Annotated in this window: 14 protein-coding genes; 12 read left to right on the top strand and 2 right to left on the bottom strand. The window is 68.4% G+C overall.

Features of this window, described 5'->3' with window-relative positions; genetic code table 11:
* Positions 1–41: 41 nt before the first annotated feature.
* From P8192_RS00145 to P8192_RS00125, 5 genes are read left to right on the top strand one after another with little or no spacing between them, the layout of a single operon-like run.
* Complete coding sequence (locus P8192_RS00145) at positions 42–941, top strand: hypothetical protein (protein ID WP_278157693.1); 900 nt, start codon at positions 42–44, stop codon at positions 939–941.
* The gene (locus P8192_RS00140; RefSeq protein WP_278157692.1) at positions 938–1,939 is read left to right on the top strand and encodes a ParB N-terminal domain-containing protein; all 1,002 of its coding nucleotides are present in this window, start codon (positions 938–940) and stop codon (positions 1,937–1,939) included. Before P8192_RS00145 ends, P8192_RS00140 begins: the two co-directional genes overlap by 4 nt.
* A gap of 36 nt (positions 1,940–1,975) precedes the next feature.
* Positions 1,976–2,668 (top strand): hypothetical protein, encoded by a 693-nt coding sequence (locus P8192_RS00135; protein ID WP_278157691.1) that lies wholly within the window; start codon positions 1,976–1,978, stop codon positions 2,666–2,668.
* A gap of 14 nt (positions 2,669–2,682) precedes the next feature.
* Positions 2,683–4,293, top strand: a complete 1,611-nt coding sequence (locus P8192_RS00130; protein ID WP_278157690.1) for a M23 family metallopeptidase — start codon at positions 2,683–2,685, stop codon at positions 4,291–4,293.
* 6 nt (positions 4,294–4,299) lie between these two features.
* Entirely contained in the window at positions 4,300–4,566 is a 267-nt protein-coding gene (locus P8192_RS00125) for a DUF6112 family protein (protein ID WP_013601305.1), read from the top strand.
* A gap of 110 nt (positions 4,567–4,676) precedes the next feature.
* Here the strand turns inward: P8192_RS00125 and P8192_RS00120 are convergent, their stop codons facing one another.
* On the bottom strand, positions 4,677–5,330 hold the full coding sequence (locus P8192_RS00120; RefSeq protein WP_278157689.1) for an alpha/beta fold hydrolase: 654 nt from the start codon (positions 5,328–5,330) through the stop codon (positions 4,677–4,679).
* A gap of 119 nt (positions 5,331–5,449) precedes the next feature.
* Here P8192_RS00120 and P8192_RS00115 point away from each other — a divergent pair, with 119 nt between their 5' ends.
* The 3 genes from P8192_RS00115 to P8192_RS00105 are packed head-to-tail and all read left to right on the top strand — an operon-like array spanning position 5,450 to position 8,629.
* Positions 5,450–5,746 (top strand): DUF6112 family protein, encoded by a 297-nt coding sequence (locus tag P8192_RS00115; protein WP_431521186.1) that lies wholly within the window; start codon positions 5,450–5,452, stop codon positions 5,744–5,746.
* Between the two features lie 33 nt (positions 5,747–5,779).
* The gene (locus tag P8192_RS00110; RefSeq protein WP_278159856.1) at positions 5,780–7,156 is read left to right on the top strand and encodes a conjugal transfer protein TrbL; all 1,377 of its coding nucleotides are present in this window, start codon (positions 5,780–5,782) and stop codon (positions 7,154–7,156) included.
* 3 nt (positions 7,157–7,159) lie between these two features.
* The gene (locus P8192_RS00105) at positions 7,160–8,629 is read left to right on the top strand and encodes a PrgI family protein (RefSeq protein ID WP_278157687.1); all 1,470 of its coding nucleotides are present in this window, start codon (positions 7,160–7,162) and stop codon (positions 8,627–8,629) included.
* A gap of 888 nt (positions 8,630–9,517) precedes the next feature.
* Here the strand turns inward: P8192_RS00105 and P8192_RS00100 are convergent.
* On the bottom strand, positions 9,518–11,221 hold the full coding sequence (locus tag P8192_RS00100) for a hypothetical protein (RefSeq protein WP_278157686.1): 1,704 nt from the start codon (positions 11,219–11,221) through the stop codon (positions 9,518–9,520).
* 136 nt (positions 11,222–11,357) lie between these two features.
* On the opposite strand from P8192_RS00100, the gene P8192_RS00095 reads away from it, so the two are divergent.
* Genes P8192_RS00095 through P8192_RS00080 form a run of 4 tightly spaced genes read left to right on the top strand, consistent with a single transcriptional unit; the run spans position 11,358 to position 15,989 of the window.
* On the top strand, positions 11,358–12,188 hold the full coding sequence (locus tag P8192_RS00095; protein ID WP_278157685.1) for a hypothetical protein: 831 nt from the start codon (positions 11,358–11,360) through the stop codon (positions 12,186–12,188).
* Positions 12,185–13,669, top strand: a complete 1,485-nt coding sequence (locus tag P8192_RS00090; protein ID WP_278157684.1) for an ATP-binding protein — start codon at positions 12,185–12,187, stop codon at positions 13,667–13,669. The genes P8192_RS00095 and P8192_RS00090 overlap by 4 nt, the downstream gene beginning before the upstream one ends.
* Entirely contained in the window at positions 13,666–14,214 is a 549-nt protein-coding gene (locus P8192_RS00085; protein ID WP_278157683.1) for a hypothetical protein, read from the top strand. The genes P8192_RS00090 and P8192_RS00085 overlap by 4 nt, the downstream gene beginning before the upstream one ends.
* Positions 14,211–15,989 (top strand): type IV secretory system conjugative DNA transfer family protein, encoded by a 1,779-nt coding sequence (locus P8192_RS00080; RefSeq protein WP_278157682.1) that lies wholly within the window; start codon positions 14,211–14,213, stop codon positions 15,987–15,989. Before P8192_RS00085 ends, P8192_RS00080 begins: the two co-directional genes overlap by 4 nt.
* Positions 15,990–16,005: the final 16 nt, after the last annotated feature.

Below are 16,005 nucleotides of genomic sequence, written 5' to 3'. Positions count from 1 at the left end.
GGGAGCGAGTGCGCACCTGCCTGCCAGGAGGTGCCGACACCATGACCACACCAACCCGCACCAACACGAACACCAGGACCGAGCCGACGGACTACGGGGCTGAGGACTTCACCACCGGCGAGGGCCTGCGCGCCCTGCTCAATCGCCTCGCCGAAGGCGGCGAGGACGCCTGGGTTCACGACCCGGTGGCCCGCGACCTGATGGAGTTCGCCGCCGACAAGTACCGCGCTCTCGCGAGGAAGCACAAGCTCGACACCTGGGAAGCGGTCACGGCGGCGTTCGACGCGATGCAGTACCGGTCGACCCGCGAGGCAAACGATCCGTGGGCGATCATCACCCACGCCGTGCGGATCACCTGCGTCTACGAGGAACGCGCCCAAGGCCTGCTCTGCTCGGTGCATCAGGCCCGCCGCGCGCACGTCTCGGCGTTCCACGACCCCGAACGGTTCTCCGAACGCGACACTGCGCTGGCCGACTATCATCCCGCGTTCCACACCACCGACCTACGTCCCAGCGACTTCGAACCGGAGCCGCGCGACGGACTCGGGTCGGCGCAGGCGTGCATGTCCGCTGGATCGGCGGCCGAGGATGCCATCGCGATGCTGTGCCTGCTCGACTGGCCCGCCGACACCGCGCGGGCCGCTGTCGAGCACGTCTGCGGGGCGTTGATGAAGGCCGGCACCCGCCAGTCCGCGTACGAGACGCTGCACCGCGACCGGCACGCGCGGGCATTGCTCGACCTGCCGCGCCGCTCCTGGGCCGCGCTGCTGAAAGCGCTGCTCGGGAACCCGCACCCGGCCTACGTAGCCACCAGCAGCGGTCGAGGCGTCCTGCTCCGGCTCCTGCTCGGCGAGACCCTCGACCTGCTGCTCCGCGACGATGACCTGATCCTTGCGCTCGCACTCGCCGCGCCGAACGGTGGAGGCGGTGAGTCGTCGTGACCGACCCGCAGATCGGCAGCATCCAGCTCGACCGCACCGTCGATTCGATCATCGTCGGTACCCGGCACCGCGCCGACCTCGGCGACATCGACGCCCTCGCGGCCTCCATCGACCGCGACGGGCTGCTGCAACCGCTCACGATCACCATCGACGGGGTGCTGGTGTGCGGGGCGCGACGCCTGGCCGCGATCAAGAAGCTCGGCTGGCGCACCGTCAACGTGTGGGTGCGCAGCGGCCTGTCCGACCGGCTCGGGCAGCTCCTCGCCGAGCAGGACGACAACATGCTCCACAAGCCCTACACCCAGCTCGAAGCCGCCGGCCTCTACCGCGAGCTCAAGCAGGTCATGGCCGAAGACGCCGCCCGCCGGAAGTCCGCCACCCAGTTCAGCAGCGAGAACCAGCCCGGAAACGACGGTGGTGCAAACTTTGCACCACCGTCAAACGGGCCGCTCGGAAAGGCCCGTGAACAGGCGGCGGCGATGATTCCCGGCGGCGCGTCACACACGACGCTGGAGAAGATCGGCTACCTCGAAGACATCGCCCACAACCCCACCCAGCCAGAGACCATGCGCGCCGAGGCTGCCGCCGGGCTGGAACGGATCGAGGCCGGCGACCCGGTGCATCCGATCTACCAGGCGATCCGCGACGCCGACACCACCGCGCGGGAGCGGCGCGAGGCAGAGATGCACGCCCGTGCCGAAGCAGCCGTTGCCCAGGCGAAGTCGATCAAGAAGGGCAAGCGCACCCCGCCCCGCCCCCTGCCGCTCGTCACCGGCGACGGGCAACCCGTCCGCTACCCGCTGCGCGCGTTCGTGCAGACCTGGGGCGAGCTGACGAACTGGTGGACCCACTACGACGCCGACACCCTCGCAGCCGAACTGACCGACGAGCAGTTCGAGAACTTCCTCACCACCGCCGACGGCACCGTCCGGTTCGCCGACGCCCTCCGAGCCGCCCGCGACGGCGCCGCCGAGCGCCCACGACTCCGCGCGCTCTGACCACGGGCACAGGTGCCGGGTGCGCACCTGCTCGGCATGAGCCCTGCACCCACCGACGCCCGGAACCGTCGCCGACTCGTCGCCCTCATCGCCGCCGGCATCGTCCTGCTGCTGCTGGCAGGGGTCGGTGTCTACGGACTCCTCACCGGCCCCAGCCGCAGCACCAGCCCCGACCCTGCCTCGGAGCCCGGCCCGACCACGACCGCTCCGCCGACCGTGGCACCGAGCACACCGCGACCGCCGCGGGTTCCAGCGGTTCCGCGTTCGGCCGATCCCGAGACGTTCGCGCAGGGCGTCGCGTCCACGCTGTTCGCGTGGGACACGGCTTCGGGCCTGTGGCCGCTGGACTACACCTCGGCGATCCTCGCGGTCGGTGACCCCAGCGGAGACGAGCAAGCCGGGCTCGCCTCCGATGTGGCCGCGTACCTGCCGACCCGTGACGCCTGGATCGAGCTGCGGCAATACGCCACCCGGCAGCACCTCACCATCGACACCGCGTACGTCCCCGACGCCTGGGCCGACGCCGTCGCGCAGGCCCAGCCAGGGCAGCTCGCGGCAGGAACTACGGCCGTCACGATCGAGGGAACCCGCCATCGTGCCGGGGTCTGGAACGGGCAACCGGTCACCAGCGAGCATCCGGTCGCGTTCACCGTGTTCGTCGTCTGCGCCCCGACCTATCCGACCTGCCATCTGCTGCGGCTGTCGCAGCTCGACAACCCGCTGCGCTGAAGGGGTTGGCATCCGTGTTCCGCAAAGCCGCCATCGCAGCCCTGGCGCTGCTGTTCTTCGCCCCCGCCGCCGCGCTCCTCGGCGTCGGGGTGCTGATGAACCCCGCTGCCGCCTACTGCGCCACCCCCGCCGGGACCGTGAACCTTGGCCCGATCCCGGACTCGCTCACCGTGACCACCGCGAACGGCGAGACCTTCACCCTGAACCGTCACCAGCTCACGCACGCGGCAACGATCATCGCCGTCGGCAACGGCATCACCGACGTGGGCAGGCCGGGAATCAAGATCGCGCTGATGGCCGCGCTCACCGAGTCCACGCTGCGGATGCTCACCAACACCAGCGCCTACCCCGAGTCGGCGAACTATCCGAACGACGGCAACGGCGGCGACCACGACTCCCTCGGCCTGTTCCAGATGCGCCCCCAATCCGGGTGGGGCACTGCCGCAGAGTTGATGGACTCGAACTATCAGGCGCGGGCGTTCTTCGGCGGGCCGACCGGGCCGAACTACCCCTCGCCGCGTGGCCTGCTCGACATCCCCGGCTGGCAGCAGATGGACCCCGGCGAAGCCGCCCAAGCCGTCGAGGTGTCCGCCTACCCTGACCGCTACCGCAACTACGCGCCTGTTGCCGAGAGCATCCTCGCCGCCCTCACCAACGTCGGCAGCGCTCCGGTTGGCGTTGGTGGCCCGGCGGTCTCGTCGTCGCGGGTGGTGTTCCCGCTGCCCGAGGGCACCTGGGTGCTGACCTCGCCGTTCGGGATGCGGGTGCACCCGATCACGGGCGAACGGAAGCTGCACACCGGCACCGACTTCGCTGCCCCCGATGGCACGCCGATCCTCGCCGCCGCGTACGGCACTGTCACCGTCGCGGAGTTCTCAGGCGGGTACGGCGGTCTCATCGTCATCGAGCACACTATCGACGGCAATACTGCCGCGACCGCCTACGCGCACATGTGGCAGGGCGGCATCCACGTCCGCCGCGGAGACCGTGTGAGCGCCGGGCAGCACATCGGTGATGTCGGCTCCTCGGGCATGAGCACCGGCGCACATCTGCACTTCGAGGTCCGGCCCGGCGGCACGACTGGTGAGGCCATCGACGCCGCCGCCTGGCTCAACGATCACGGGGCCGCGAACCTGCCGACGGCAACCAGCGGATCACCCGCCTCCTGCAACACCACCGCTGTGGGCACGCCGACCGGCGTCGATGGAGACCCCGACCGGCTCGTCGACGATCCCACCAGCTCGGGCAAGATCACCGCCCGAATGCTCCACCTCTACCAGCAGACCCTTGCGGCGTTCCCCGACACTGGCTGGGGCTGCTACTCACCGCGCCCCGGCACCAAGTCCGAGCACCCGCTCGGGCGGGCGTGCGACATCACCTTCGGCAACCGGATCGGCCAGCGACCCACCCCGGCGCAGCTCGACGCCGGCTGGAAGGTCACCAACTGGATGAAGGACAACGCCGACGTGCTCGGCGTCGAGTACCTGATCTGGCAAGGCCAAATCTGGTCCCTCGCCCGCGACGCCGAGGGCTGGCGACCCTACAACGGCGGCGGGATGCACGACCCCGCCTCCATCACCGGAGGCCACTACGACCACCTCCACGTCACCGTGAAAGCAGGGTGATCGGCGATGGGTGTGTTCCCCGACTTCGACGGGCTCGGCGGCATCGGCGACCTCCGCGCCGTGGTCGGCGCGCTCCTGACGTTCGTCCTCATCGTCGCCGTCCTCATGCTGATCGTCTCCGCAATCGTCTGGGCCATCGCGACCGCCCACGGTAACTACGCCACTGCCAGCAAGGGCCGAATCGGTGTGCTCGTCGCCGTCGGTGCCGCCGTCCTCGCCGGAGGCGGCGTGGCCTGGATGAACTGGCTACTCAACCTCGGCCAACAACTCTGAGCCCCGTTCATCGTGACCCAGGTACTCCTGGAGATGGATGCGATGTTCCGTCGCCCGCGTGGTCATGCCCGGTGCTCCGAGCGCTCGGATGGGCCGCGCCAGACCGAAGGTCAGCGCTTCTTGCTCATGTAGAAGGCACGGAGCCGTCTGTTGAACTCTTCAGGCTGGTGCAGATTCCACTCGTGGCCGGCACCCGGCACGAGTTGCAGTTCGGATGCGGCAATGCCGCCCGCGAGCTCTCTCGCGGCAGGGAGGTTCGGGCGATCTCTCAGCCCGCACAGCACAAGGGTTGGCGCGGCGATCCGTGATAGCTCTGCGCGGAAATCCGTTTCGCCGACAGCACGAAGCACAGCGAGCATCTGCTGCTTACTCAGTCCGGGTTGGGCGACGAGTCTGGCGGGAAGGACCCGCATGACCGCATTCTGCACCTTCATTAGTGTCGGGTTCGGGTGGACCTGACTGCCAGAAAGCACCAGCGACGCGATCCGTTCTGGATAGTCGATAGCGAACCGAGTGGCGACCATCCCGCCCAGCGACAGCCCGCAGAGGTGCGCCCGCCCGACACTTCGCCGATCAAGCTCATTGCGAACAGCGGCAGCCGCAGCGGTGAGCGAGAATCCCTCGCCATCGGCGTCGGCGAGCCCGGCGATTCGCGGGGCGAACCCGGTGAATCCGTCCGGGAGTGCGGCGATCTGGGTGTTCCAGGAGCCGGGGCCAGCACCAATGCCGTGGAGGAACACGACGGTCTGCGCTTCGGATGCCATCACCCAAGTGTATCGGCGGGGTCACGGGTGCACCTGTCGCGTGTACCCCGTCTGCGAGTCGGCGGGCGGGTCGCCCGTCGCCAAGGAGACCTACCGTGTTCGATCTGCTCGCCAACGTCATGTCCGCGCCGCTGCTGGTGCCGATGGACATCAACATCGACCCCAACACCAACGGCCTGCCGGGGATCAACCAGCTGCGCACCATCGTCGGCGCGGTGATGACCATCGGCCTGATCCTCAGCGTGCTCGCGCTGATCGTGTCCGCGACCGTGTGGGGCTTCGGCGCGAACTCGTCGAACCCGCACCTCGCCTCGCGCGGGAAGATCGGCGTCCTCGTCTCCTGCGGTGCGGCGGTGATCTGCGGCGCGAGCGTGACGCTCATCAACTTCTTCTGGAACGTCGGCCAGTCCGTCTGACCCGCACCGTCGTCGAGAGGGCTGGTGTTCGTGATGGGCGTGTGCGACGTTCCCGTGATCTCCTCGGTCTGCGATGCCGTCGGCGAAGGCGCCGCGTCGTTGGTCGCGGCGCCGTTCGACTGGCTCGCGCAGGCGATGGGTGCCGCCGCCGGGTGGCTGTTCGAGGCGGTCTGGTCGGTCTTCGACACCACGACGCTGGTGGATGTCACCAAGCCCGGCTACATCGCTGTCTACAACCTGCTGTTCGGCATCGCGGTATTCGTGATGCTGATCTTCTTCTGCCTCCAACTCATCACCGGGCTGGTTCGCCGCGACCCCACCGCCCTTACCCGCGCCGCGTTAGGGCTTGCCAAGTCGGTACTGGGATCATTCGTGGTCATCACGTTGACGGCACTGCTGCTCGAAGTCGTCGACCAGCTGTGCATCGGGATCGTGCAAGCCGCCGGAGAGACCACCGAGTCGATGGGCGACAAGATCGCCCTCCTCGCCGCAGGACTGGTCGGCATCAACATCGCCTCCCCCGGTGTCGGCGCCATCATCACGATCTTCATGGCCGGCCTCGCGATCACCGCCGCCGCGATCGTGTGGCTGTCTCTCCTCGTCAGAAAGGCACTCCTCCTCGTCGCGGTCGTGTTCGCGCCACTCGCCTTCTCTGGTGCCTCCTGGGACGCCTCGCGGGGGTGGATCGGGAAGTGGGCGATGTTCGTCGTCGCGCTGATCTGCTCAAAGCTCGTGCTCGTCGTGATGTTCCTCGTCGCGATCACCCAGGTCTCCGCACCGATCGACGCCGACCTCGCCTCGGTCAGCGATCCCATCGCGGGGATCGTGCTGATGGCGATGGCCGCATTCGCGCCCTATCTCACGTACAAGTTCATCGCGTTCGTCGGATTCGACATGTACCACGCGATCGGCTCCGAGCAGGACGCCAAGAGCGCCCTCAACCGGCCGATCCCCGTCCCGACCAAGCCGCAAGGCGGCGGCGATCCGAAGAAAGTGCTCGACGGAACCAGCAGCGGCGGTAGCGCGGGCGGAGGCTCCGGTGGAGGAAGTAGCGCACCGCCACCGCCGAAGACCCCGACACCGGCACCCGTCGCGAGCGGCGGAGGCGCCGCCGCTGGTGGAGGGGCCGCAGCAGGCGGGGGTGGCGCAGCGGCGGCCGGTCCCGTCGCGGCGGGCGTCGTGGTCGGGGCGAGTGTCGCCAAGGGTGCCGCGACCGCTGGGCCGAAGGCCGGAACCGCGCTGGGAGCCCAGGGCGAGCACGCCGCCGACGCAGCCGCGCAGACACCGCCACCGCCCGCAGCCGCACCTGCGGCACCGTCGTCGAGCCCGGCACCACGACCGCCGAGCACTGATCCGTCACCGCCGCCGAAACAGCCCCCGCCGCCCGCGCCACGCCCACCGAAGGAGTAGACGATGAGCAGCACGAACCACGACCGGCCCACCGCGGGCGAACTCGTGCCGGTGAAGTTCTCCCGCCTCACCCGCCGCGGTGTCCTCCTCGGCCTGTCGCTGACCCAGCTCATCACGCTCGCCATCGGCGGAGCCACGCTCATCGGCACGTTCTACGCAGGCGGCGGGATACTGCTCGCCTACACCGCCCCCATCTGGGTACTCGCCGCCGCGCTGACCTGGATACCCATCGCAGGACGGCCCATCGTGGAGTGGCTGCCCATCGCCTGCTGGTGGCTATGGCGCACCACCGGCGGACAACTGCTCTACCGGCGCAGAATCGTCGCCCCGCGTCCCGTCGGCACCCTCGCACTGCCCGGCGACATGGCCCGCCTGCGCGAATACACCGACCCCGACACCACCGCCGGGATGATCCACGACCCCCACGCCGCAACTTTGACCGTCGTGTGTGAGGTCACCCATCCCGCGTTCGTGCTCCTCGATCCCGGCGAACAGGAACGCCGCGTCAGCTCCTGGGGCCGCGTCCTGGCCACCGTGTGCCGCTCCGGGCGGATCGCGACGCTGCAAGTCCTCGAACGCACCCTCCCCGACTCCGGCACCGGACTCGCCGAATGGTGGGCCACCCACGGCACCCCGGACGGATCATGGGCGGCCGACACCTACGCCGAACTCATCGACCGCGCCGGACCCGCCGGCGAACGCCACGCCACCACGCTCTCGCTGTCACTGGACATGAAGACCAGTGCCCGTCAGATCAGGACCGCCGGAGGCGGGATACGCGGTGCCGCCGCCGTGCTGCGACAGGAAATGAACACCCTCGTCGCCGCGCTCCGCTCCGCCGACCTCTCGCCCTCGGGATGGATGACGCCCGGGCAGATCGCCGTGATGCTGCGCTCCGCCTACGACCCCGCCATCGCCGCCACCCTCGAACGCCACGGCAGGCTCGGCCAGTCCCTCGCGACCGCAGGGCCTGTCGCGGTCACCGAGACCTGGGGCAGGCTGCGAACCGACTCCGCTCACCACGCTGTGCTCTGGGTCAGCGAGTGGCCGCGGTCGCTGGTGTATCCGGGGTTCCTGTCTCCGGTTCTGCTGTCCACCGGCATCCAACGGTCGTTCTCGCTGATCTGCACCCCGATGCGCTCCGACCAGGCCGCACGCGACATCCGCAAGAAGAAGGTCGAGCACATCTCCGACCAAGCCCAGCGCGCGAAGATCGGCCAGATCGAAGACGCCTCCCAGACCGCCGAGTACCACGACGTGCTCCAGCAAGAAGCCGACCTCACCGCCGGACACGGCATCCTCCGCTACACCGGCCTCATCGCCGTCTCCGCACCCACCATCGAGGAACTCGACGCCGCCGTCGCCGCCATCGAGCAGGCAGCGATTCAGGCCTCCTGCGAGACACGGCTCCTCGTCGGCCAGCAAGCTGCCGCGTTCAGCGCCGCCGCACTTCCGCTCTGCCGACGGGTGTAAGCCCCTCCCGACACCGTGTGACCCAACTTCGTTCCGGCAGAGAGAGAGGATCAGGCTCGCGCCTCGATGAACCGAAGCATCGAAACAGGAACCGGCGCGTCTGGAGTTCGTGGCAGATCAACAACGGGAAGCGCCAAGGACACGTCTGCGAGGTCATCGACCCCGAGTTCTAGCCAGTCAGTGCAGTCGGCGTGTGGCAAAGCGCTCACCAGCTGGCGATCCGCAAGCAGCAAGCTGAACGGAGGGAAGTGAATCACGGCAGAGATTGTCGGTGTGGTCGTTGTCGTCCACTCATCGTCCCTTCCGCCATCCCGCGACAGCTTTACGGCCAAGCCCTCGTGTGCTCCCTCAAGAACCGCCGCCGCTCCGTCAGGCGCGATCCCCGCCAAGAATCGGATGCCCTCGGGCGCTGGGGCTGCGACTCCATGCCGCACGGCCCAGACCAGGTCAGGGTGTGAATCGATGAGTTTCGGAGTCAACGCTGTCATGCCTGCGAGCGCGGAGCGGATGAATCGGCCCGGGCGAACCTCGCTGAGCTTTCCTTCAATATGAGTCCGCTCGCCCTTCCACTGGGAGTGGAGCAGGTTGCCCGCGAAGGTGTAGGCCCACCGAATGTACTCGTCATCCCAAGGGGATGTGGCTGCCCGGCAGGGTTCGCAATGCGCGTACAGGCTGGCGCCACCGAGTCGTGGACGCCCGTGGGCAAGTCGGCTGCCTGCTGTCGTGCCGCCCCAAGAGAAGCTCCCATTGTTGAACGCAGCTCTCGGTGGCACGTGTGCCTTGGTGAGCCTTGCCCGGGCCCCGCACAGCGCGCACTTGCCGCTCTTTGCCCGCCCACCCGTCGGCCGGAAGCCTTCCTGCTCACTCATGCCTACACTCGCGCAATCTCTAGGCGTCGATGGCGGAGTCTGCTGTGGCAAGTCCTTCAATCCCTGTCGGGGCCGAAACTGCGCGGGGCGTTCTTTCGGAGAGAGCCACCGCCAGGCTGTCGATGTCCTCGTGCTCCGCGGCGTCGGGGAACATCCAATGCAGATCGCGCTCCTCTGTGGCCACGTCGATAGTGGGTCGGACGCCCGCTCCCCGGTGCGAGCGACCGCGTACATTCCGCACGTCATCCAGGGAGTAGATCGGGCCGAGTTCGCCTCGCTTTAGGAAGTTCCCTGGGTTGGCGGTGACGATCCGTCGGTCAGTCACCGCTACGAACGTGCTCGACGCGAACTTCTCAACGATGGCACTGGCTCTTCCTGGCGCGAGCGCGTCCCAGGTCGCATCAACCCTTCTGGCGAGAATGGCCGGCACGACTCCAGCGAAGTTGTGAGTTCCCATTTCGTATGGGAAGGCCACGCTGCGAAGCGTCTCGCCGTCCTCAAGGAACCACCGAAGGATATGCAGATACGGATCGAGTTCAAGCCCCTCAGGTGCGCATACCGCCGCTGGTACTGCTGGCATCTCGACTGCTGGCTGGAGCATGTTGGCCAAGGGGTCGATCGCTTCGAGGAGCTGCCTACAAGTGAGTTGAGAAGCCTTTGCGTCCTTTCGCTTCTTCGTGAGAGGCACGGTAGCGCGGCCGGGGAGTTCGGCGATGATCCGCAACTCACGCACGAGCGACTCGGTCAGCGACCGGATTTCGGAGAGCGACTCGTCGATCTCGACGGGAGTGTTCCGGGCGATCCGGTCGAAGAGCTGCGCTTCGCTCTCGTCGTTGGTGCTTCGTGTTCTGGCGAGGGCAGCCCGGACAGCCTGGTACTCCGCGTGAGTCTTGAGCGAGCTGAGAAGCGCGTAGGTATCGAAGACGATTGCTTCGGCATTGGATTCGAGGTACTGGCGGCGAGCACGACCGTCCAACTTCCCGAGTTCCTGGACATGGCCCGCCACGTTCTTGCGGTATAGCTTCAACTGCTTGCGGATGTTGGGACCACTGGGAGCAATGGGCTCCCAGACAGAGTCTGTGATGGCGTCGAGTTCGCGGGTCTCCTTGACTGCCTCATCGACGGACTCCGCCAGCCCTTCAAGCTCTGCCCATTGCTCGTTTCGGATGGCCTTGAGCGTCTGCGTCGTAAGCTGGATGTTGGAGCGGACGAGGCCCGAAATCTCACCGAGCTGCATCTGGAGCGCGATCATGGCGACGGCCGGGCCGATGGCTGCGATCGCCGTGGCGGCCGTCATCGACGCGGGGATGAATCGCGCCTGCGCGACCAGTTCACCGTTCTTGAAGATCGCCCCGAGCTTGGCGCCGTCCTTCGCGGCCATCTGACCGCCGCTCTTCAGCAGAGACAGCGTCGCATCGTTGACGCGGAAGAGGCCTTGCGCGCTCGATACAGCCTCTGCGACGTTCCCGACGATCGTGCCTGCGTTGCCAAAGGAACCGAGAGCGGTGGAGAGCTGAGCGCGGTCGAAGGAAGGCACCATGTCAAGGCTGATGAGTTCAAGACCGTCGGGGACTTCGCCGAATACGACTGCGACGCCTGGCGTCACCTCGACGAGGGTCGTGGACGCTGCGAGTTCAAGTGCATCGGACCTGACCTGACCATCTTCCGAGGTCTGCCTGCCAACGGCGTCGTCGCTACCGGACTCGTCGCGCGGGTCGTCCATGTCGGCTCTCCTTCTCGCCGGTGACTGCCTCGTGCCTCCCTCCGACGCCTCCATCAAGTATGTCAGCCACCTCCGACAGCGCCCGGGGGTCATCGCAGCACACCTCCTCGTCACAAGACTTGCGAGGAGGCCGACCATGCCCACGTTCTTCGATTCCACTGCTGACGCCGCCGAGGCATCCGAGGCCTTGCGTGGCCTGGCCCACGCGAGCCGGGGCTTCGATCAGCCCGCCGAGATGTATGGGGTGATCGGTAATCTGTCCTCGGGGATGCGCTCGCTGCGACAGGCACTCGACCAGATCGCCGATGCTCACGAGCGCAAGGCCGCGCACGCCTTCAACGACGCCGGAAGCCACGAGGCAGGGGTGCGAGACGCGCTCGCTGCTGCGGAGGAGCTTCGTCAGGCCGCGAGCCTCGTCGACCGCGCCTACGACAGGCTCGCGGAAGGGTTCATCGCGGCAGGGCGGATCGCTTGGCACCCCGAGCCCGCCACGGAGGAGGCTGCGCCGTCGCGGTGGGTCAGCGTGGTGTTCCTCCAGGGCGAGGAGGCCGACCGGCCGTTGCGCATCCTCGGCGAGCTGGGGCATGTCGATGCGGTGGATTTCCTCGCGCAGTGGGACTACGGCGACGAGACCACACAGGCCGCGCTGGAGAACGGGTACGTCTACGACGAGCCCGGCGAGGGCACGAACGACCGCGTGGCGATCTCGGGCGACTACGCGCTGGTCGTGAACCCGCACGTCGGCTACGTCTCGCTGCTGCGCCGCTACGCCGACCCGGAGGCCGCGCCCCAGGACGCCGAACAGATCGAGCCCCCTCCGGCGCAGGCCGGGCCGGAGCTGCTGGTGTCGTACTCGTCGCCGGGTGCACCGGAGCGGGGCGACCTCCCGACGGCGAAGCGGGATGGGTCGTGGTTCGAGCCGGCGAAGATCACGGCGGTCAAGCAGTCGCGGGGGCTGGTGCGGTGACCGACGATCGCGCGCGGCTGCACACCGCCGTTCTGGTGGCACCGTCGAAGGAGCGGCGGAAGCTCCGCAAGCAGCGCCGCAAGGCAGAGGCCAGGCTCCACGCCGAGCAGCGAAAGACCGCGCTCGTCGCAGCGAAGGCGAAGGCCGAGGATGAGCGTGCCGAGCGGCGCTCCACGGTCTACTTGCCGAAGGCGGGTGAGCCTGGTGCTGCGCGACTACGCACTCCGGGCCGGTTCCATCTGACGCGGCATCAGGACACATCGGCGACGCTGGCGGGTGCGTATCCGTTCGTTGCTGAGGGTGGGCTCGGCGCGGATGGTGTGTTCGTCGGTCAGGACCTGTACTCGGGCGGGAGTTTCGTCTACGACCCGTGGGTGCTTTACGCGCGCGGCATCATCACCGCACCCAACGTGGTGCTGGCCGGGATCGTCGGTTCCGGCAAGTCCTCGCTGGCCAAGTCGCTCTACACCCGGTCGTTGCCGTTCGGGCGGCGCGTGTACGTGCCCGGCGATCCAAAGGGCGAACACACCGCCGTCGCCAACGCCGTCGGCGGCAGAGCCATCGTCCTCGGGCACGGCCTCAACACCCGCCTGAACCCGCTCGACGAAGGCCACCGGCCCAGCGGACTCTCGGATGAGCAGTGGGCCTCCACGGTCGCGGCCCGGCGGCGTGACCTGATCGGCGCGCTCGCGGAGACCGTGCTCGCGCGGGGTTTGTCGCCGTTGGAGCACACCGCGATCGACATCGCCCTGACCCAGACGGTGCGGGAGAACGACGTACCGATCCTGCCGATGGTCGTCGATCGCATCCTCGCCCCAAGCACGGATGCCGACGGCAGGCTGGCCGAGGACGGCCGGCTCGTCGGTCACGCGCTGCGTCGCCTCGTGGCAGGTGACCTGGCCGGGCTGTTCGACGGCCCTTCGACGGTCGCGTTCGATCCGTCGTTGCCGATGATCTCGCTCGACCTCTCGCGGGTCACCGAGAACTCGACCCTCATCTCGGTGTTGATGACGTGCTCGTCGGCGTGGATGGAATCCGCGCTGCTCGACCCGAACGGAGGGCAGCGGTGGGTGATCTACGACGAGGCATGGCGGCTCATGTCCCACCCGGCGCTGTTGCGGCGGATGGATGCTCACTGGCGACTCGCCAGGCACTACGGGATCGCGAACATGCTGATCTTCCACAAGCTCACCGACCTCGACAACGTGGGCGATCAAGGCTCCGCCATGCGCTCCCTCGCCAACTCACTACTCGCGAATGCGGAGACGCGGATCGTGTACCGGCAGGAGTCCGACCAGCTCGGGCCGACCGCGACCGCGCTCGGTCTGACCGGCACGGAGCAGCAGCTCTTGCCGAACCTCGGCGTCGGCCAAGGCCTGTGGCGGATCAAGGCCAGGAGCTTCGTCTGCCAGCACCAGCTCCACCCCGACGAACTCGCGCTGTTCGACACCAGCAGCCGCGCAGCGGGAGGCCACCGATGAACCTCATCGGCACGCGCCGATCCGGCCCGAACGACGACGATGCGACCGCGCCCGTCGAGCTGCCGCACGTCCTCGTGACCGTTGCCGAAGACGGCACGCTGGCCGCGACAGTCGATGGAACACCGTTCCCACCACCGGACGCGGGTGCGTGGACGCGGGCGACGTTCGGGCCGCTCATGGATGCCATCACCAAGGACCGCACGATCGCGGTCCGAGTCGAGGTGCGCGAGAGCGACGGGAGTGTGTTCACCGACATCCTCCGCACTCGCAAGCCTCGACGCGCAGTGGCCCCGTCCGAGAACCCTGTGCCGGAGACTCGTCGGAGTCGTCACGCCCGCCGGGTGCCGCGCTTGGCGGAGGTCACCGCCGATGGGTTCGTGCCCGGCGAGGACGTCGCCGTCGCGACCATCGTCTCCCACACCGACGCCACCGGAACAGGAGAGGCCCGCGCGCTCATCGACCTCGACGACCTTCCCGACGGCACACACGAGGTCATCCTGTTCGGGCGCATCTCGGGCACGCTCGCGGTGCGGCGGCTGACATGAACCAGCGGCAAGCCGCGGGCATGGGCGACGAACTCACCAACGCCGCCCTCATTGGCCTGATCGGCATGTTCGGGATCGCTCTCGTCCTCCGCGCCGCCGGCAGCGTCGCCGCGTTCCTCACCGGCACACCCCAGCCCGACGCCGGCGCAGCGGCAGGGATCGGCGTGCTGTTCAACCCCGGCGACCCGGCGACCGCGCTCGGTGCCGACGGGCTCAATCCTGTCGTCTATTGGCTCGTCAGCACGGCGCTGCTCGGCGGACTCGCCGCCGGGATCGTCTGGGTGTGGATGGTCCTGCGCCGACACACACGGAAGACAGAGACCGACCCGCACCGACTGGCCGGGATCGCGACCAGCCATGAAGTCAAGACCGCAGCATCCGCCAAGGCGCTGCTTCACCGCGCCGCCACGCTCCGGCCCTCCTTGGAGTCACCAGCACCGCAGGATGTCGGCTACCTGCTCGGCGCCAGTCGTGGCACGAAGGTCTGGGCATCGGTCGAAGACTCGATCCTGCTGATCGGCCCACCCCGCTCCGGAAAGGGCCTGCACGTCGTCATCAACGCGATCCTCGACGCGCCCGGCGCAGTCGTCACCACCAGCACGAGACCCGACAACCTGACCGCGACGCTTCGCGCCCGACGCCGCAAGGGCGGGCCAGTCGCCGTGTTCGACCCGCAACACCTCGCCGAAGGCATCCCCGCCGGGCTGCGCTGGTCACCCATTCGCGGCTGCGACGATCCGCTGACCGCGATGATCCGCGCCAACGGACTCGCCGCCGCCACAGGACTGTCCGCCGGAGGGGTCGAGTCAGGCGGGTTCTGGGAAGGCAAGACCCGCACCGCACTCCAGTCGTTGCTGCACGCCGCCGCGCTCGACGGCCGCCCACCCGCCGAGCTCTTCCGGTGGACCCTCGACCCCAGCGCCGCATCCGAGGCCGTCGCCATCCTCAACTCCCACCCGAACGCGGCGATGGGCTGGGACGACTCACTGGCCGCGATGATCGACGCCGACCCCAAGACCCGCGACAGCATCTGGCAAGGCGTCTCCCTCGCCCTCGCAGCCCTCGCCGACCCCCGCGTGCTCGATGCCGTCACCCCAGGCCCACACGAACGCTTCGACCCCGAAACCTTCCTCACCGAGCAAGGAACCCTCTACCTACTCGCCACCGGAGCCGGAGCAGGAGCCTCCGCATCGCTGGTCGCGGCATTCGTCGAAGACCTCATCGAAACCGCCCGCCGACTCGCCGCACGCTCACCCGGAGCACGGCTCGACCCGCCGCTACTGCTCGCGCTTGATGAGATCGGAAACCTCGCACCACTGCCGTCACTGCCGACGCTCATGGCCGAAGGCGGCGGCACCGGCATCACGACCATGCCGGTCCTGCAATCCCTCGCCCAAGCGCGCGACAAGTGGAGCGAACACCAGGCCGGCGCGATCTGGGATGCCAGCATCGTCAAGATCATCCTCGGCGGCGCATCCAACAGCCGCGACCTCCAAGACCTCTCCACCCTCATCGGCGAACGTGACGAGTACACCGACAGCGTGACCCTCGGCGACCACGGCACCCGCTCCAACCAACGCTCGATCCGCCGCGTGCCGATCCTGCCGCCAGACCGCATCCGCACCCTGCCGTTCGGCACCGGCATCACGATGTTGCGCTCCGCGCCGCCCATCGTCACCGATCTGCGCGCCTGGCCAACTCGGCCCGACGCCGCGCAACTCCGCAGCGATCGCGACGAACTCGAAGCACTGCTGCGTCGCCGTCCCGCCTCCTGACGACGCCTGGGAGACC

Source organism: Citricoccus muralis (assembly GCF_029637705.1).
Taxonomy (GTDB): Bacteria; Actinomycetota; Actinomycetes; order Actinomycetales; family Micrococcaceae; genus CmP2.
The sequence above is the reverse complement of the archived record's forward strand: the minus strand, read 5'-3'. Positions and strand labels throughout refer to the sequence as shown.